At 69.3% G+C, this 17,259-nt stretch carries 13 protein-coding genes, 1 rRNA gene and 1 pseudogene; 11 read left to right on the top strand and 4 right to left on the bottom strand.

The features are described from left to right. Positions 1 to 23: 23 nt before the first annotated feature. The gene (locus F9278_RS18530; RefSeq protein ID WP_193241414.1) at positions 24 to 1,340 is read right to left on the bottom strand and encodes an IS4 family transposase; all 1,317 of its coding nucleotides are present in this window, start codon (positions 1,338 to 1,340) and stop codon (positions 24 to 26) included. Between the two features lie 305 nt (positions 1,341 to 1,645). Continuing rightward, the gene (locus tag F9278_RS18525; protein ID WP_152173939.1) at positions 1,646 to 2,101 is read right to left on the bottom strand and encodes a metallopeptidase family protein; all 456 of its coding nucleotides are present in this window, start codon (positions 2,099 to 2,101) and stop codon (positions 1,646 to 1,648) included. A 293-nt stretch (positions 2,102 to 2,394) separates the two neighbouring features. On the opposite strand from F9278_RS18525, the gene F9278_RS18520 reads away from it, so the two are divergent. Further along, complete coding sequence (locus tag F9278_RS18520; RefSeq protein ID WP_152169362.1) at positions 2,395 to 2,817, top strand: DUF3499 domain-containing protein; 423 nt, start codon at positions 2,395 to 2,397, stop codon at positions 2,815 to 2,817. Between the two features lie 87 nt (positions 2,818 to 2,904). On the opposite strand, the gene F9278_RS47160 is transcribed toward F9278_RS18520, so the two are convergent. After that, positions 2,905 to 3,126 carry a hypothetical protein gene (locus F9278_RS47160; protein ID WP_226967402.1) on the bottom strand — a complete coding sequence of 74 codons (222 nt, stop codon included), beginning with the start codon at positions 3,124 to 3,126 and terminating at the stop codon, positions 2,905 to 2,907. On the opposite strand from F9278_RS47160, the pseudogene F9278_RS18515 reads away from it, so the two are divergent. From F9278_RS18515 to F9278_RS18475, 8 genes and pseudogenes are all read left to right on the top strand, one after another. Further along, positions 3,025 to 4,623 (top strand): annotated as a pseudogene (locus F9278_RS18515) (L-lactate permease). The gene F9278_RS47160 and the pseudogene F9278_RS18515 sit on opposite strands and share 102 nt — an antisense overlap. A 103-nt stretch (positions 4,624 to 4,726) precedes the next feature. Then, positions 4,727 to 6,091, top strand: coding sequence for a phosphomannomutase/phosphoglucomutase (locus F9278_RS18510; protein WP_152169361.1), 1,365 nt, complete (start codon positions 4,727 to 4,729; stop codon positions 6,089 to 6,091). 246 nt (positions 6,092 to 6,337) lie between these two features. Beyond that, positions 6,338 to 6,508, top strand: a complete 171-nt coding sequence (locus tag F9278_RS18505) for a Trm112 family protein (protein WP_152169360.1) — start codon at positions 6,338 to 6,340, stop codon at positions 6,506 to 6,508. Between the two features lie 99 nt (positions 6,509 to 6,607). Beyond that, a complete protein-coding gene (locus F9278_RS18500; RefSeq protein WP_152169359.1) occupies positions 6,608 to 7,735 on the top strand; it encodes an SIS domain-containing protein in 1,128 nt (375 codons plus the stop codon). A gap of 66 nt (positions 7,736 to 7,801) precedes the next feature. Continuing rightward, positions 7,802 to 8,953 carry a mannose-6-phosphate isomerase, class I gene (gene manA / locus F9278_RS18495; RefSeq protein ID WP_152169358.1) on the top strand — a complete coding sequence of 384 codons (1,152 nt, stop codon included), beginning with the start codon at positions 7,802 to 7,804 and terminating at the stop codon, positions 8,951 to 8,953. Positions 8,954 to 9,112: 159 nt separating this feature from the next. Continuing rightward, entirely contained in the window at positions 9,113 to 10,090 is a 978-nt protein-coding gene (locus tag F9278_RS18490) for a cation diffusion facilitator family transporter (RefSeq protein WP_152169357.1), read from the top strand. Between the two features lie 337 nt (positions 10,091 to 10,427). Further along, complete coding sequence (gene ahcY / locus F9278_RS18480) at positions 10,428 to 11,885, top strand: adenosylhomocysteinase (RefSeq protein WP_152169356.1); 1,458 nt, start codon at positions 10,428 to 10,430, stop codon at positions 11,883 to 11,885. Positions 11,886 to 12,059: 174 nt separating this feature from the next. Beyond that, positions 12,060 to 12,674: a hypothetical protein gene (locus tag F9278_RS18475; protein WP_152169355.1), complete on the top strand. Its 615-nt coding sequence runs from the start codon at positions 12,060 to 12,062 to the stop codon at positions 12,672 to 12,674. A 29-nt stretch (positions 12,675 to 12,703) separates the two neighbouring features. Here the strand turns inward: F9278_RS18475 and F9278_RS18470 are convergent, their stop codons facing one another. Then, on the bottom strand, positions 12,704 to 13,711 hold the full coding sequence (locus tag F9278_RS18470) for an RDD family protein (RefSeq protein ID WP_193241540.1): 1,008 nt from the start codon (positions 13,709 to 13,711) through the stop codon (positions 12,704 to 12,706). Between the two features lie 148 nt (positions 13,712 to 13,859). Here F9278_RS18470 and F9278_RS18465 point away from each other — a divergent pair, with 148 nt between their 5' ends. Continuing rightward, a complete protein-coding gene (locus F9278_RS18465; protein WP_152169354.1) occupies positions 13,860 to 14,867 on the top strand; it encodes a stage II sporulation protein M in 1,008 nt (335 codons plus the stop codon). A 608-nt stretch (positions 14,868 to 15,475) separates the two neighbouring features. After that, positions 15,476 to 17,001, top strand: a 16S ribosomal RNA gene (locus tag F9278_RS18455). Positions 17,002 to 17,259: the final 258 nt, after the last annotated feature.

The following is a 17,259-nucleotide window of genomic DNA, read 5'->3' as shown; positions in this document are numbered from 1 at the left end:
CCCTAAAAGACAAGGCCGTGAAGTTATGGGCTGATCGTCGGCGTCAAGATGTTGATGCTGAGGGTGGCTGTGTAGGTGCGTCGGTCGATATTGAGGCTTTTGTAGGCGTATCGGGACAGGGGTCGTTTCACTGCGCGGGGGCTGATGCGGAGGCGGCGGGCGGGCATGAGGTGTTCCAGGACGGTTCGGCCGATCGTCCCGACGAGGTCGATCGTGGTGCCGGCGATGATGCCCGCGGCCTGGACGATCTGGTCGCGGGCGCATCGCAGGGCAACGCTGAAGCTGGCCCGGTCCGGGTCTGTTCCGGGTGTGGCCCCGGTGGCGTCGGCGATAGCGATCCGCAGGGCCTGGTAGGCGCTCAGCAGGGCGTAGACCTCCTGGGCGATGCCGGGCGGAGTGGTGGAGCGCAGGACCCGCCGGCCCAGCATCGTTTTCTTGATCGCGAAGTAGGCGGACTCCACTTCCCACCGCTCGTGATACAGACTGACCAGGTCGGATGCCGGGTAGCGGTGGTGGTCCAGGAGGTTGGTGGCCAGCCGGTAGAGCCCGGTGCGGCGGCCCTGGCTGGTGGTGACGGTGATCTCGCATTCGATGATGCGGACCTCGAGGGCGCCGAAGCGGGAGAGGTGGGAGCCGTCGCCGAAGCGGGCCAGGACGGGAGGTTTGCGGGTGGCAGTGATGCGTGCGAGGAAGGAGGCTTCGGTGGCGGCGACGGCTGTCAGGAACGCGTTGCCCGAAAAGCCCCGGTCCAGCAGGACGATCATTCCGGCGTGCAGGGAGCGCATGAGCCGCCTGCCGTGTCCGGTCTCTCCCTGGGAGCGCGGTCCGAAGGCGGCATCCAGGATCGCCCGGGTGCCACAGGCCACCAGCGCGGTCAGGCAGATCTGCGGGTAGCCGGCAGTTCCGAACCGGTTGGACCCCTTGCCCAGACGGGCCCGGTGCGGCGGGCTGTCGGGAACGTCGAGGTAGGTGCCGTCGATCGCAACGGCCAGCAGGCCCTTGAAGCGGGCGCCGCGGGTGCGGATCACCGTGGCCGGCCCGCGCAGCAGATCGAACAGGGCCCGCATGGGCCGCACGCCCAGACGCCTGCGGGCGTCCCAGAGCCCCGCGCCGGTGATCTTCACGACCGGTATCGTCTCCAGCGCGGCGGTGAGCCTGCGCCAGACGGCCAGGTAGCCGCAGTCCTCGAACAGGGCCGCGGCCAGCAGCAGGTAGACCACCACCCGGGCGGGAATCTTCCGCAGCCGTTGCTGGACAGCACCGGTCTCGGCAAGGACCGCATCGACCATCTCGAACGGGATGATCCGGGTGAGTTCCCCCAGATGCCCCGGGGCGAACACGCCCTTGGCTACCGTGATTTCCCGCGTGATGACACACTGATCGGACAGCGGAGCCTCCGGTCCTGTGAACGGCTGTCTTGGTCGACTGCCAGTTCTACCGGGGCTCCGCTTCCCACGTTCCAAGAAGCCATAGAACCAGAGCGCACTTGCCAACGCTCCCAAAGCCCTAACTTCACGGCCTTGCCTGAAAAGCAGGGGCTGCGCCCCATGCTTCTCAGGCCCGCAGGGCCTGGTCTCTTTGGGGCGCGGGGAACTGCCCGACCAGCCCCCACCGGACCCGCACACGAAGAACGAATCCCCGCCCGTCAGTCCTCGCCGTACCGAGGATCCACGTTCTCCGGGTTCAGTCCCAGCAGCTCGGCCACCTGTTCCACCACGACCTCGTGCACCAGCGCGGCCCGCTCGTCGCGCCCCTTGGTACGGATCTCCACCGGCCGCCGATAGACGACGACCCGGGCCGGCCGCCCCTCCCGCGCCGCCACCGTCCCGCCGAGCGGCACGGCCTCGTCGTTCCACGCCCCGTCCACCGGCCCGTCGAGCCGCGGCACCTCAAGGACGAGGAAGTCGATGTCCGCCAGCTGCGGCAACCGCCGCTCCAGCCGCTCCACCGAGTCCTGTACAAGATCCGCGAACACATCCGCACGGCTCGCCGCGAGCGGCACCTGCGGTGGCGCGATGGGCCCACGCATCCCCCTGCCGTGCCGATCTCGGCGGCGGGGCCCGGGTGCGGAGGCGGCGCGGGGCGGTACGAGGTTGTCCATCACCTGTGAAGCGTAGTCCCCGGCAGGTCCGCCCGCCCTGCTCCACACCCTCGGCGGCCCCACCGGCCCGAGCCGTACGGCATGTCGCATGATGACCATTCCAGCCAAGGTTGGGCTCGATTCCGTATCTCTCCGAGACCGGCGAACTCGCGCCAATTGGCCTGGTTTATACCGAATATTGACCGAACCCAGGCCCGTTCGGCATTCCGGACGCGGGGTTACCCGCAGGTCAACGCTGTGGGTTCGGAGGGGCGTGTGGGACGTTTCACAACACGACACGGTGGAGTGACCTGGTGGAGAGTCGTCGCGGCCCGCTCAAGAGTGCGGTACCGTCCAACGTCGTGAGCCCTGTACGTCGCTGTTCGCGCACCGCTTGCGGCCGCCCCGCCGTCGCGACGCTGACGTACGTCTACGCCGACTCGACCGCGGTCCTCGGCCCCCTCGCCACCTACGCCGAACCCCACTGCTACGACCTGTGCGCCGAGCACTCCGAGCGCCTCACCGCGCCACGCGGCTGGGAGGTCGTACGGCTGCTGGACGCCTCGGCCCCCGCGCGCCCCAGTGGTGACGACCTGGAGGCGCTCGCCAACGCCGTGCGCGAGGCGGCCCGTCCACAGCGGCGCGCGGCCGAGGCCGGTGGCGGCGCGCGTACGGCGGACCCGATGGAGGTCGCCCGCCGCGGCCATCTCCGGGTGCTGCGCTCGCCCGACAACTGACGTCCCGCGAGGGGCCGTTGCCGTGATTCCGTAGCCGCACGCATGGCTGCCGCCCCGTTGTGGCTCTTTCTGATCGCACCGTTTCGCTCAGTGGCGCACGCCTGTTGACGGCGTGTCAGCGCGGACGCGATCATTCCGGGTGCCCGTGCCGTGAGAAGCCGCTTCCGCATCGCGGAATCCGGGGAGGCTCTCGTGTACGTCCAGCAACTGGAACCCGTGGCCGGTTCGCTCGGCCTGTCCGCCCTGATCGCGACCCTGCCCTTCGTCCTCGTCCTGGTGCTGCTCGGCGGCGTGCGCCTGAAAGCGCATCTGGCGGGCTTGATCGGCCTTCTGGCGGCCGTTCTGGTCGCCTGCTCGCCTTCCGCATGCCGATCGGCCAGACGCTCTCCAGCGCGGGCCAGGGGGCCGCCTTCGGCCTCTTCCCGATCATGTGGATCGTCGTCAACGCCCTGTGGGTGTACCGGATAACCGTCCACACCCGGCACTTCGACATCCTGCGCCGCTCCTTCGGACGGCTCTCCGACGACCCGCGCATCCAGGCGCTCGTCGTCGCGTTCTGCTTCGGCGCGCTCCTGGAAGCCCTCGCCGGCTTCGGCGCGCCGGTCGCCATCTGCTCGGTCATGCTCGTCGCGCTCGGCTTCGAACCGGTGAAGGCCGCCGTGGTCGCCCTCGTCGCCAACACCGCGCCCGTCGCCTTCGGCGCCATGGGCACCCCGGTCGTCACTCTCGCCCAGGTCACCGAACTGCCCCTGGACACCGTCGCGTCCGTCGTCGGCCGCCAGACACCGCTGCTCACCCTCGTGGTGCCCCTGGTCCTCGTCTGGCTCGTCGACGGGCGGCGCGGGCTGCGCGAGACCTGGGTGCCCGCCCTGGCCTGCGGATTCGCCTTCGCCGTCGGCCAGTTCGTCGCCTCCAACTACGTCTCCGCCCAACTCGCCGACATCGGGGCCGCCCTGCTCGGCGCGGGCGCCCTCGTCGCCGTGGCCCGGGCGCGTCGGCCCGCCGCCGAGCCCGTACGGGCCGCCGTGCTGACCGGCGCGCGCCGAGGACCTCGACGAGGAGGACCCGCCGCGCGAAGTCCTGCGCGCCTACGCCCCGTACGCGCTGATCGTCGCCGTCTTCTCCGTCGCCCAGATCCCGGTCGTGAAGGACTGGCCGGCCGGGGCGACACAGACGTACGACTGGCCGTTCCCGGACGTCGTGAACCCGGACGGCGATCCCGTCGGCGGCAATGTCTTCACCTGGCCGATCGTGTCCACCGGCGGCACGCTCGTGCTGCTCGCCGGCCTGTGCACGGCCGTCGTACTGGGCGTCCACGCGCGCGTGGCCGTCCGGGAGTGGGCGGCCACGGTCCACGAACTGCGGTTCGCGATCCTCACCGTGACCTCCGTCCTCGCCCTCGCCTACGTCATGAACCTTTCCGGACAGGCCGCCACCATCGGCCACTTCGTGGCGGCGGCCGGCGCCGGACTCGCTTTCCTGTCGCCCGTGCTGGGCTGGTTCGGCGTCGCCGTCTCCGGCTCGGACACCTCCGCCAACGCGCTCTTCGGCGCCCTCCAGGTGAGCGCGGCCCGGGAGTCGGGCCTGTCGCCGGAACTGCTCGCCGCCGCCAACAGCTCCGGCGGTGTCCTCGGCAAGATGATCTCCCCGCAGAACCTGACCATCGCCTGCGCCGCCGTAGGCCTCGCGGGGCGCGAGGGAGACCTGTTGCGCAAGGTGCTGCCGTGGAGCCTGGGACTGCTGCTGGTGATGTGCCTGATCGTCGTGGGGCAGAGCACACCCGTACTGGAATGGATGCTTCCGTGAACCGCTTCCGCCGGGCCGGGCCCGACCTGCGAGATCACACGGACCACTGTCACAGCGGACGGGTAGTTTGGGTGCCCGGTGAGGACTTCAGGAGGGTTTGGCCGTGGCTGCTGATCTGACGACGATCGTGAAGGCGTACGACGTACGTGGGGTGGTCCCGGACCAGTGGGACGAGCCCCTGGCCGAGCTGTTCGGGGCGGCCTTCGTACGAGTGACCGGCGCGGACGCCATCGTGACCGGCCACGACATGCGGCCCTCCTCGCCCGGCCTCTCGCGTGCCTTCGCGCGCGGGGCGGCGGCCCTCGGGGTGAACGTCACCGAGATCGGCCTCTGTTCGACGGACCAGCTGTACTACGCCTCGGGCGCGCTGAACCTGCCCGGCGCGATGTTCACGGCCTCCCACAACCCCGCCCAGTACAACGGCATCAAGATGTGCCGCGCCGGCGCCGCCCCCGTCGGCCAGGACACCGGCCTCACCGACATCCGCGAACTGGCCGAGGCCTGGAGCGAGTCGGGCGCGCCGGAGCCCGCCGCGACACCGGGAACGATCACCCGGCGGGACACGTTGGAGGGGTACGCGGCGCATCTGCTCGGCCTCGTCGACCTGACCTCCGTCCGCCCCCTGAAGGTCGTCGTCGACGCGGGCAACGGCATGGGCGGCCACACCGTCCCGACCGTCTTCGCGGGCCTCCCCCTCGACCTCGTCCCGATGTACTTCGAACTGGACGGCACCTTCCCGAACCACGAGGCCAACCCCCTGGACCCGGCCAACATCGTCGACCTCCAGAAGCGGGTCCGCGAGGAGGGCGCCGACCTCGGCATCGCCTTCGACGGCGACGCCGACCGCTGCTTCGTCGTCGACGAACAGGGCGACCCCGTCCCGCCCTCCGCCATCACCGCCCTGGTCGCCGCCCGTGAACTGGCCAGGCACGGCGGCAAGGGCACGGTCATCCACAACCTGATCACCTCCTGGTCCGTCCCCGAGGTGGTCAAGGAGCACGGCGGCACGCCGGTGCGCACCCGCGTCGGCCACTCCTTCATCAAGGCCGAGATGGCCAGGACCGGCGCGATCTTCGGCGGCGAGCACTCCGCCCACTACTACTTCGCCGACTTCTGGAACGCCGACACGGGCATGCTGGCCGCCCTCCACGTCCTCGCCGCCCTAGGCGGTCAGGACGGCCCCCTCTCCGCCCTCGTCGCCCAGTACGACCGCTACGCGGGCTCCGGCGAGATCAACTCCACCGTCGACGACCAACCGGGCCGCCTGGCCGCGATCCGCTCCGCCTACGAGAACCTCGACGGCATCACCCTCGACGACCTCGACGGCCTCACTGTCACGGCCACCGACTGGTGGTTCAACGTCCGCCCCTCCAACACGGAACCACTCCTGCGCCTGAACGCCGAGGCAAGGGACGAACCGACGATGGCGAAGATGAGGGACGAGGTCCTGGCGATCATCAGAGCGTGAGAGACGCCCCTTTCAAACGGCCGCAGGCCCTTGAGTGGCCGCAGGCCCTCAAGGGGCGCGGGGAACTGCGCGAGAACCCCCACTCGGCCGCAGAGGGGGGTCAAAGGGGCGCAGCCCCTTGAGGATGGGACGGGTAGGGGGGCGGGGGCGAGGAACCCCCCGCCCCCCAACCCCGGCACCAACCCCCACACGGCGGTACTCTGACCAGGCCGCACCGCACGAACCCGCCCCCGAAGGGACCCCGACATGCCGCTCGAAGCCGGCCTCCTGGAGATCCTCGCCTGCCCGGCGTGCCACGCCCCCCTCACGGAGGAGGACACCGAGCTGACCTGCACGAGCCAGGACTGCGGCCTCGCCTACCCGATCCGGGACGGCATCCCCGTACTCCTCGTCGACGAGGCCCGCCGCCCCGAGTGACCCGCGCGATCAAGCTCGCGCGCAAGGCGTAACCCCGTACGAGCCGGGAAACCCGGCGTACGGGCGACCAGGGCACCCGGCGATCGGAGACTGCCGCCCATGCTCGACGAATCGTTGCTGGACACCCCCGACGCCTTGTCGGAGGCGGACCGCCGCGACCTGCTCCGCGGCGCCGCCGAGGCCGGCGCCCGGGTCCGTACGGCCATCCGCCTCGGCATCGAGGCCGGCATCCCGGACCTGAAACCGGACGGCCGCCCCCGCGCCCTGCTGACCGCGGGCCCCGGCATGGCCTCCGCGGGCGTCGCCGACCTGCTCGGCGCCCTCGCGGGATCCGGCTGCCCCCTGATCCGTCTGCACCCCACCGGTGTGGCCCCCGCCGCGGGCGCCCTCCGCTGGGAGCTGCCCGGCTGGGCGGGCCCGGTCGACCTCCTGCTGATCGCCACCGCCGACGGCAGTGAGCCCGGCCTCGCGCTCCTCGTCGACCAGGCGTACCGCCGGGGCAGCACGATCGTCGCCGTCGCCCCGCCCCGCACCCCGGTCGCCGAGGCCGTGGAAGGCGCCCACGGCCTCTTCGTACCGATGGCGACCGGCCCGTACGAGCAGGAGGTGCCCCTCGGCGCCGCCGCCCCCGGAGTCCTGTGGGCGCTGCTCACGCCGATGCTGGCGCTGCTGGACCGCACCGGCCTGGTCGCCGCCCCGCCGGACGCCCTGCAGAAGGTCGCCGACCGCCTCGACCGCGTCGCCGAGCGCTGCGGCCCGGCGATCGCCACCTACAGCAACCCGGCCAAGACACTCGCCGCCGAGCTGGCCGACGCCCTCCCGCTGATCTGGACCGAGGGCCAGTCCGCAGGGCCGGTGGGCCGCCGCTTCGCCGCCGCGCTCGCCGAACTGGCGGGCCGCCCCGCCCTCGCCGCCCAGCTCCCGGAGGCCCTCGCCTCGCACACGGTGCTGCTGTCCGGCCCGCTCGCCGCGAACGCCGACCCCGACGACTTCTTCCGCGACCGCGTCGAGGACGCGCCCGTCCTGCACGCGCGCGTGGTGCTCGTCCGCGACCGCCCCACCGGGGGCCTCAGCGCCGTACCGGCCGCCCGCGAGCTGGCCCTCGGCCACGACGCCGCGATCAGCGAGCTGGAACCCGAGGAGGGCAGCGACCTGGAGACCCTCGCCGAGATGATCGCCATCACGGATTTCGCCGCCGTTTACCTGTCGCTCGCTTCCGGAGCCTGATCTTTACCGGAGCCCGACCCTGACCGGGGCCTCGGCCGGCCTCCCACCTACGGAGAAACACACACCATGGACCGCCTCGACAACACCGTCCGTCCCTACGCCTGGGGTTCGACCACCGCCATCCCGCAGCTCCTCGGCGTGGCCCCCACCGGCGAGCCGCAGGCGGAGATGTGGATGGGCGCCCACCCCGGCGCGCCCTCGCGCACCGGGCGCGGCCCCCTCACCGAGGTGATCGACGAGGCACCGGAACGCGAGCTGGGAATCCCGACGGTCGAGAAGTTCGGCCCCCGCCTCCCCTTCCTCCTGAAGCTCCTCGCCGCCGGCGCCCCCCTCTCCCTCCAGGTCCACCCCGACCTCGAACAAGCCAGGGAGGGATACGAGGACGAGGAGCGGCGCGGCATCCCGATCGACGCGGGCCACCGCAACTACAAGGACGCCAACCACAAGCCCGAACTCATCTGCGCCCTCACGGAGTTCGACGGCCTCTGCGGCTTCCGCGACCCGCTGCGGGCCGCCGACCTGCTCGCCGGCCTCGACGTCGACTCCCTCAAGCCGTACGTCGACCTCCTGCACGCCCACCCCGAAGAGGCCGCGCTGCGCGAGGTGTTGACCGCCGTCCTGGCCGCGGACCCCGCGGAGATCGCCCACACGGTCACCGAGGCCGCCGCCGCCTGCGCCCGCCTCGGCGGCGACTACGCCCCGTACGCCGACATCGCCCACCACTACCCGGGCGACCCCGGCGTCATCGCCGCCATGCTCCTCAACCACGTACGTCTGCAGCCCGGCGAGGCCCTGTTCCTCGGCGCCGGCATCCCGCACGCCTACCTCAACGGCCTCGGCGTCGAGATCATGGCCAACTCCGACAACGTCCTGCGCTGCGGACTCACCCCCAAGCACGTCGACGTCCCCGAACTCCTGCGCATCGTCCGCTTCGAGGCGACCGACCCCGGCGTCCTGCGCCCCGAGGCGTCCCCCGACGGCGAGGAGGTCTACGAGACCCCCATCGACGAGTTCCGTCTCTCCCGCTTCGTCCTCCCCGAGGCCGGCGCCCCGCACGACCTCACCCGCTCCACCCCGCAGATCCTGCTCTGCACGGCCGGTTCGGTCCGCGCCGGCGAACACACCCTCGCCCCCGGCCAGTCCGTCTTCGTACCGGCCGACGAGAAGGCCGAGGTGTCCGGACCGGGCACCCTGTTCCGCGCCACCGTGGTCGCCTGAGCGACGGGACCCGTGCGACCCGCCGGACCGGGCTGCAACAATGCCCCCTGCAAAAGGCGGGCAAAGCCCGGCCGGTGACGGACGGAGACGTGGGTACGCGTGCCAGGTACGCACACCCACGCACAGATAAATGCGTAGGCGAAGGGACACCCCGGACACATGAGCGCGTCAGGCGGCACCAAGGCGATCGTGGCGGCACTCGCCGCCAACCTCGCCATCGCGGTAGCGAAGTTCGTGGCGTTCCTCTTCAGCAACTCGTCGTCGATGCTCGCCGAGTCCGTGCACTCGCTCGCCGACTCGGGCAACCAGGCCCTGCTGCTCCTCGGCGGCAAGAAGGCCCAGCGCGAGGCGACCCCGCAACACCCCTTCGGCTACGGCCGCGAGCGCTACATCTACGCCTTCCTCGTCTCCATCGTCCTCTTCTCCGTCGGCGGCATGTTCGCCCTCTACGAGGGCTACGAGAAGATCAAGCACCCGCACGAGATCGAGGCCTGGTACTGGCCGGTCGGCGTCCTCGTCTTCGCGATCATCGCCGAGTCGTTCTCCTTCCGGACCGCCATCAAGGAATCCAACGTCCTGCGCGGCCAGAAGTCCTGGACCGAGTTCGTCCGCCACGCCAAGGCCCCCGAGCTGCCGGTCGTCCTCCTGGAGGACCTCGGCGCCCTCGTCGGTCTGATCCTCGCCCTCGGCGGCGTCGGCCTCGCCCTGATCACCGGCGACGGCGTCTGGGACGGCATCGGCACCCTCTGCATCGGCGTCCTGCTGATCCTCATCGCGATCGTCCTGGCCGCCGAGACCAAGTCGCTGCTCCTGGGCGAGGCCGCCGGAGTCGAGGACGTCAGGAAGATCGAGGCCGCGATCGTCGACGGCGACACGGTCCCCGCCATCATCCACATGCGCACGCTGCACCTCGGCCCCGAGGAGCTGCTGGTCGCCGCCAAGATCGCCGTCCGGCACGACGAGACGGCCACCGAGGTCGCCAACGCCATCGACGCCGCCGAGGCCCGCATCCGCGAGGCCGTCCCGATCGCCCGCGTCATCTACCTGGAGCCCGACATCTACAGCGAGGCGGAGGCGGCCAAGGGCGCCGACCCCGACGCCGCCCCCGGCGGCCCGGCCCCCACCGCCGAGCACTGACCCACCTGCCACTTCGCAGCACACGGGCCCGTCGCGAACCGAGGCGACGGGCCCTTCCGCGTCCCGGGCCCCCATCCGTCCCTCGCTTCGGCTTGATCTGTACGCAGGCGGACTGGGGCAGGCCGGGCCGACCGGTGTAGCTTGGGACGGAGCCAGACGTCGCTGCTGATGGCGGTCGGGCGGTCCCACCGAGGACCGGCCGAGGGAGAGAGGGCCTCCGACGGACTGCGCTGCGCACACGCGGGCATGCCTGTGTCCTCTTCGGGGCACCCCTGTGTCCGCCGCCGCGCAGACCAGCCCTACCCACCCTCGACCCGACACCGAGGAGCAGCTCGCAATGACGACTGTCGACAACCGGCAGGACTTCAAGGTCGCCGATCTCTCCCTGGCCGCCTTCGGCCGCAAGGAGATCACCCTCGCCGAGCACGAGATGCCCGGCCTGATGGCGATCCGCAAGGAGTTCGCCGCCACCCAGCCGCTGGCCGGCGCCCGGATCATGGGCTCGCTGCACATGACCGTGCAGACCGCCGTCCTGATCGAGACCCTGGTCGCCCTCGGCGCCGAGGTCCGCTGGGTCTCCTGCAACATCTTCTCCACCCAGGACCACGCCGCCGCCGCGATCGCGGTCGGCCCGAACGGTACGCCCGAGAACCCGCAGGGCATCCCGGTCTTCGCCTGGAAGGGCGAGACCCTGGAGGAGTACTGGTGGTGCACGGAGCAGGCGCTGACCTGGCCGAACAGCCCCACCGGCGGCCCGAACATGATCCTGGACGACGGCGGCGACGCCACCATGCTCGTCCACAAGGGCGTCGAGTACGAGAAGGCCGGCAAGGTCCCCTCCCCGGACACCGCCGAGTCCGACGAGCACCGTGTCGTCCTCCAGCTCCTCGGCCGCACCATCACCGAGGGCTCCCAGAAGTGGACCCAGCTGGCCTCGGAGATCCGCGGCGTGACCGAGGAGACCACGACCGGCGTCCACCGGCTGTACGAGATGCAGCGTGACGGCGCCCTGCTGTTCCCGGCGATCAACGTCAACGACGCCGTGACGAAGTCGAAGTTCGACAACAAGTACGGTTGCCGCCACTCCCTGATCGACGGCATCAACCGCGCCACCGACGTCCTCATCGGCGGCAAGACCGCGGTCGTGTTCGGCTACGGCGATGTCGGCAAGGGCTGCGCGGAGTCGCTGCGCGGGCAGGGCGCCCGGGTCATCGTCACCGAGATCGACCCGATCTGCGCGCTGCAGGCCGCGATGGACGGTTACCAGGTGGCGACCCTCGACGACGTCGTCGAGACGGCGGACATCTTCATCACCACGACCGGCAACAAGGACATCATCATGGCCGCCGACATGGCCAAGATGAAGCACCAGGCCATCGTGGGCAACATCGGCCACTTCGACAACGAGATCGACATGGCCGGCCTCGCGAAGATCCCCGGCATCGTCAAGGACGAGGTCAAGCCGCAGGTCCACACCTGGAGGTTCCCCGACGGCAAGGTCCTCATCGTCCTGTCCGAGGGCCGTCTGCTGAACCTGGGCAACGCCACCGGCCACCCGTCGTTCGTGATGTCCAACTCCTTCGCGGACCAGACGCTGGCCCAGATCGAGCTGTTCACCAAGCAGTCCGAGTACCCCACCGGCGTCTACACGCTGCCCAAGCACCTCGACGAGAAGGTCGCCCGCCTTCACCTCGACGCGCTCGGCGTGAAGCTCACGACCCTCCGCCCCGAGCAGGCCTCGTACATCGGTGTCGAGGTCGAGGGCCCGTACAAGCCGGACCACTACCGCTACTGATCCACCCGGCGGGTGCGTCTTCGGTGGCCGCGTCCACGCACCGACCGACGCACCCGTCACATCAGCAGCTTCCAGGCAGGCCCCCGCACCCCCGTGCCGGGGGCCTGCCCGTTCCACCCCTGAACCCGTGATCCGTCCCTCGGCCGGACCGGCCCGTCAAGACCCAGGACCCCCATGCCCCGCGGCCGGTATTCGCTTCACGACCCTCACGACCACACCCTCCTCGCCGAAGAACACTTCCACTGCGCGCCCGGCCCGTCCGGCTGGCGCTATGTCTCCCAGCTGACCGCTCCCTCCGGCGACCACCTGGGCTCCGTCGACCTCGCCCTCGACGAACTCGGCCGTCCCATCCGCCTCGAACTGCACGCCGCGAGCTGGCAGGTCCGCGGCGCCGCCCTCGACGGCGTCACCTGGGTCCGCACCGACCCCACCGGCACGGAGGCCACCGAGGGCAATGTCCCCGCCCACGCCTTCACCGGCACCTCCCCGGCGTTCCTGATCGCCACCGCCCGCCTCCTGCGCCTCACCCCTTCCGCGCCCGCCACCCGTGTACGCCTCGTCGCCTTCACCGACCCGGTCCTCGCCCCGCGCACCTTGGACCAGTCCTGGGCCTTGATCGCAAGAGAAGCACACGCCACTGACAACGGCCCTCTGACCGTGGACGAATACCAGGTCACAGCCCTGGACACGGGGGAGCGGCACACCGTCCACCTCGCGGGCGACGTCGTTCTGGCGGCCCCCGGAATCGAGCTGGAGCATCTGGAGACCCCGCCGTCGACGTTCGGCTGAGCCCGACCCGGGCCGCGGCGACGCCGGGCCTACGCGGGCGGCGCGAACCCGGTGCTCGGCCGCTCGACGGGAGGCTGCGCGGCTTTCGGCACTTCGGGAACAGCTGCGCCGGGAGCGACCCCCGTGCCTCCCGTCGGCGGCGCGTACTCCGAGGCCCCGGTCTGCGGGGTCGGGCTCACGTAGTGCCCGGGTGGGGCGTACGCCGGTGCCACAGGAGGCGGGCCCGTCGGCGCTATGGGCGGCTGGGGCATGGGACGCTGGGGCATCGTCAGCTGTGCGCCACCCTGCGCGCCCCCGAACGCCTGGCGGGCCTCCCGCGCCTGCCGCTCGTGCACCACAGCCGCCAGATACGCGCCCGGCGGCACCCCGTACGGCGCCGGAGCCCCCGTACGAGCTGCGAGGTCCGCCGCGAGACGCTCCGCCATGGCCGCGGCGACGTGCGGGTCCAGCTGCCGCATACGCGTCAGGTACTGGCGGACGGCCAGCCACAGCCCGTCCGGAACGGCGGACAGGTCGAGCCCGGAGAACTGCCCCACGAGCCAGGGCGGCGGCGGGGGAACGAACGCCGTCCGCCCGGCCGGAACCCGCTCCCGCACCACCAGCGTCCCCGCGAACACATCACCCAGCCGCCGCCCCCGCTCCGACACGAGCGAGGCGATGCACGCGACGACGCCGAACGTCATCAGGATCTCGACCACCCCGACCGCACCGCGCACCAACGCGTGCCGGAACCGGATCGGTCCGCCGTCGTCCCGCACCACCCGCAGCCCGCACGCCAGTTTCCCCAGCGAACGCCCATGGCTCAGCGTCTCCACGGCGATCGGCCCGCCCACCAGGACGAGCAGGAAGGCGGCGACGGATATCGCCGCCTGCGCGGCCTCGTCGAGGCCGGCCGTCGACAGCACCAGGACCAGCACCACCGCGAGGTACACGACCATGGCCACGACCAGGTCGAGCAGCACCGCCAGCGCCCGGCTCGGCAGCTTCGCGGGACGCAGCTCCAGCGCCACCGCCTCACCAGTCACCAGCTCACTCACACCCGTAGTCCTTCCGGTTTGATCCCCTGACCTGCCCCGAGAGTGGCCAGTCTGCCAAGCTGAGGTCATATCGCGCCGCAGTACGACCAGTACGACCAGTACGACAAGCCGACACGCAGTATGAGAGGGACGAGGAGCAGCACACCCGATGGACCTCGATGTCTTCGTGTCCGCCCATCGCGCCGAGTGGGACCGCCTCGACACCCTGCTCCGCCGCCAGCGCCGACTCGACGGCGCCGAGGTCGACGAACTCGTCACCCTCTACCAGCGCACCGCCACCCACCTCTCCCTGATCCAGTCCAGCGCCCCGGATCCTCAGCTCACGGGACGTCTCAGCCAACTGGTGGCACGCGCGCGTAGTGCCGTGACAGGAAACCGACGCGCGTCCTGGCGCGATGTCACCCGCTTCCTGACCCACGGTTTCCCCGCCGCGGTGTACCGCTCCCGTCACTGGTGGGTCCCGACGGCACTGCTCTCCACCCTCGTCGCGGTGCTCCTGGGGTGGTGGATCGGCACCCACCCGGAGGTCCAGGCGAGCATCGCGGCCCCCGACGCACTGCGTGAGATGACCCGCCCCGGTGGCCAGTACGAGACGTACTACTCAAGCCATCCCGCCGCGTCCTTCGCGGCCCAGGTGTGGACGAACAACGCCCAGGCCGCCGCGATGTGCTTGGTCCTGGGCATCTTCCTGGGCCTGCCGGTCCTGTGGATCCTGCTCCTGAACATGCTCAACCTGGGCGTGGGCATCGGACTGATGACCTCGGCAGGCCGCCTCGACGTCTTTCTCGGCCTGATCCTTCCGCACGGCCTGCTGGAACTGACCGCCGTCTTCGTGGCCGCCGGCACGGGCCTCCGTCTCGGCTGGACCCTCATCGACCCCGGCCCTCGCACCCGCCGTTCCGCCCTGGCGGAGGAGGGGCGAGCCGCCCTGGGCATGGCGATAGGCCTGGCGCTGGTTCTCTTCATCTCCGGCGCCATCGAAGGCTTCGTCACCCCGTCCGGCCTGCCCACCTGGGCCCGCATCAGCATCGGCGTCCTCGCCGAACTGGCCTTCCTCGCATACGTCTACGTCCTGGGCGGACGGGCCGTCCGGGCCGGTGAGACGGGCGACGTCGAGGAGCACGAACGCAGCGCCGCGGTCCCTACGGCCGCCTGATGTGCGTCCACCCCCGCCGGGCTGTTAGTCTCCTCTTCGTTCCCGCAAGAGCCGTTGACACGGTGCCTGTGGGGAGGTAGATTCGAACAGTTGCCTAGAGGTGGTCATACCCCGAGGTGACGGCGAAAATCTATCGGCTTCTCGCGAATGATGATTTCCCGAGTGAGCCCACCCGATGATTCAGGAAGAAGCGGCCGGTCAGACCGGCCAAAAACTTCTGATAAAGTCGGAATCGCCGAAAGAAAGCCGCAAGGCAATCAAATTAGGTAAGGCCCCCAACGGCCACCGGAAATGAATTCCGACCGGAAACGGAACGGAAAACGGATCTGGTAAGGTTGGAAACGCAAGACAGCAACACAGCAGGACCGAAGGGAAACTGCCCGGAGGAAAGCCTGAGTAACAACTTGGGTGAGTACGAAGGAAGCGTCCGTTCCTTGAGAACTCAACAGCGTGCCAAAAATCAACGCCAGATATGTTGATACCCCGTCTCCAGCTTCTGCTGGGGCGAGGTTCCTTTGAAGAAAACACAGCGAGGACGCTGTGAACCATCGGATCATTCCTCCGGTGGTTCCGCTCTCGTGATGTGTGCACCCGATTACGGGTAAACATTCACGGAGAGTTTGATCCTGGCTCAGGACGAACGCTGGCGGCGTGCTTAACACATGCAAGTCGAACGATGAACCACTTCGGTGGGGATTAGTGGCGAACGGGTGAGTAACACGTGGGCAATCTGCCCTTCACTCTGGGACAAGCCCTGGAAACGGGGTCTAATACCGGATAATACTTTCTGCCTCCTGGCAGGGAGTTGAAAGCTCCGGCGGTGAAGGATGAGCCCGCGGCCTATCAGCTTGTTGGTGAGGTAACGGCTCACCAAGGCGACGACGGGTAGCCGGCCTGAGAGGGCGACCGGCCACACTGGGACTGAGACACGGCCCAGACTCCTACGGGAGGCAGCAGTGGGGAATATTGCACAATGGGCGAAAGCCTGATGCAGCGACGCCGCGTGAGGGATGACGGCCTTCGGGTTGTAAACCTCTTTCAGCAGGGAAGAAGCGAAAGTGACGGTACCTGCAGAAGAAGCGCCGGCTAACTACGTGCCAGCAGCCGCGGTAATACGTAGGGCGCGAGCGTTGTCCGGAATTATTGGGCGTAAAGAGCTCGTAGGCGGTCTGTCGCGTCGGATGTGAAAGCCCGGGGCTTAACCCCGGGTCTGCATTCGATACGGGCAGACTAGAGTGTGGTAGGGGAGATCGGAATTCCTGGTGTAGCGGTGAAATGCGCAGATATCAGGAGGAACACCGGTGGCGAAGGCGGATCTCTGGGCCATTACTGACGCTGAGGAGCGAAAGCGTGGGGAGCGAACAGGATTAGATACCCTGGTAGTCCACGCCGTAAACGGTGGGAACTAGGTGTTGGCGACATTCCACGTCGTCGGTGCCGCAGCTAACGCATTAAGTTCCCCGCCTGGGGAGTACGGCCGCAAGGCTAAAACTCAAAGGAATTGACGGGGGCCCGCACAAGCAGCGGAGCATGTGGCTTAATTCGACGCAACGCGAAGAACCTTACCAAGGCTTGACATACACCGGAAACGGCCAGAGATGGTCGCCCCCTTGTGGTCGGTGTACAGGTGGTGCATGGCTGTCGTCAGCTCGTGTCGTGAGATGTTGGGTTAAGTCCCGCAACGAGCGCAACCCTTGTTCTGTGTTGCCAGCATGCCCTTCGGGGTGATGGGGACTCACAGGAGACTGCCGGGGTCAACTCGGAGGAAGGTGGGGACGACGTCAAGTCATCATGCCCCTTATGTCTTGGGCTGCACACGTGCTACAATGGCAGGTACAATGAGCTGCGAAGCCGTGAGGCGGAGCGAATCTCAAAAAGCCTGTCTCAGTTCGGATTGGGGTCTGCAACTCGACCCCATGAAGTCGGAGTTGCTAGTAATCGCAGATCAGCATTGCTGCGGTGAATACGTTCCCGGGCCTTGTACACACCGCCCGTCACGTCACGAAAGTCGGTAACACCCGAAGCCGGTGGCCCAACCCCTTGTGGGAGGGAGCTGTCGAAGGTGGGACTGGCGATTGGGACGAAGTCGTAACAAGGTAGCCGTACCGGAAGGTGCGGCTGGATCACCTCCTTTCTAAGGAGCACTTCTCACCGATCCCTCCGGGGTGAGGTCAGAGGCCAGTTCATCAGCGAACGTCTGATGCTGGTTGCTCATGGGTGGAACGTTGATTATTCGGCATCGTCAGTCATCTCAGGCTGTGAGTACTGTCCTTCGGGGCGTGGAAAGCTGACCGGAGTGGCGAGGGTGCCGGGCACGCTGTTGGGTGTCTGAGGGAATGAATCCCCTCGACGCCGACCCCAGTGAACTCGTCTGTGAAGGCGGGGTGGTGGG

The sequence above is a fragment of the Streptomyces phaeolivaceus genome (assembly GCF_009184865.1).
Lineage (GTDB): Bacteria > Actinomycetota > Actinomycetes > Streptomycetales > Streptomycetaceae > Streptomyces > Streptomyces phaeolivaceus.
The sequence above is the reverse complement of the archived record's forward strand: the minus strand, read 5'-3'. Positions and strand labels throughout refer to the sequence as shown.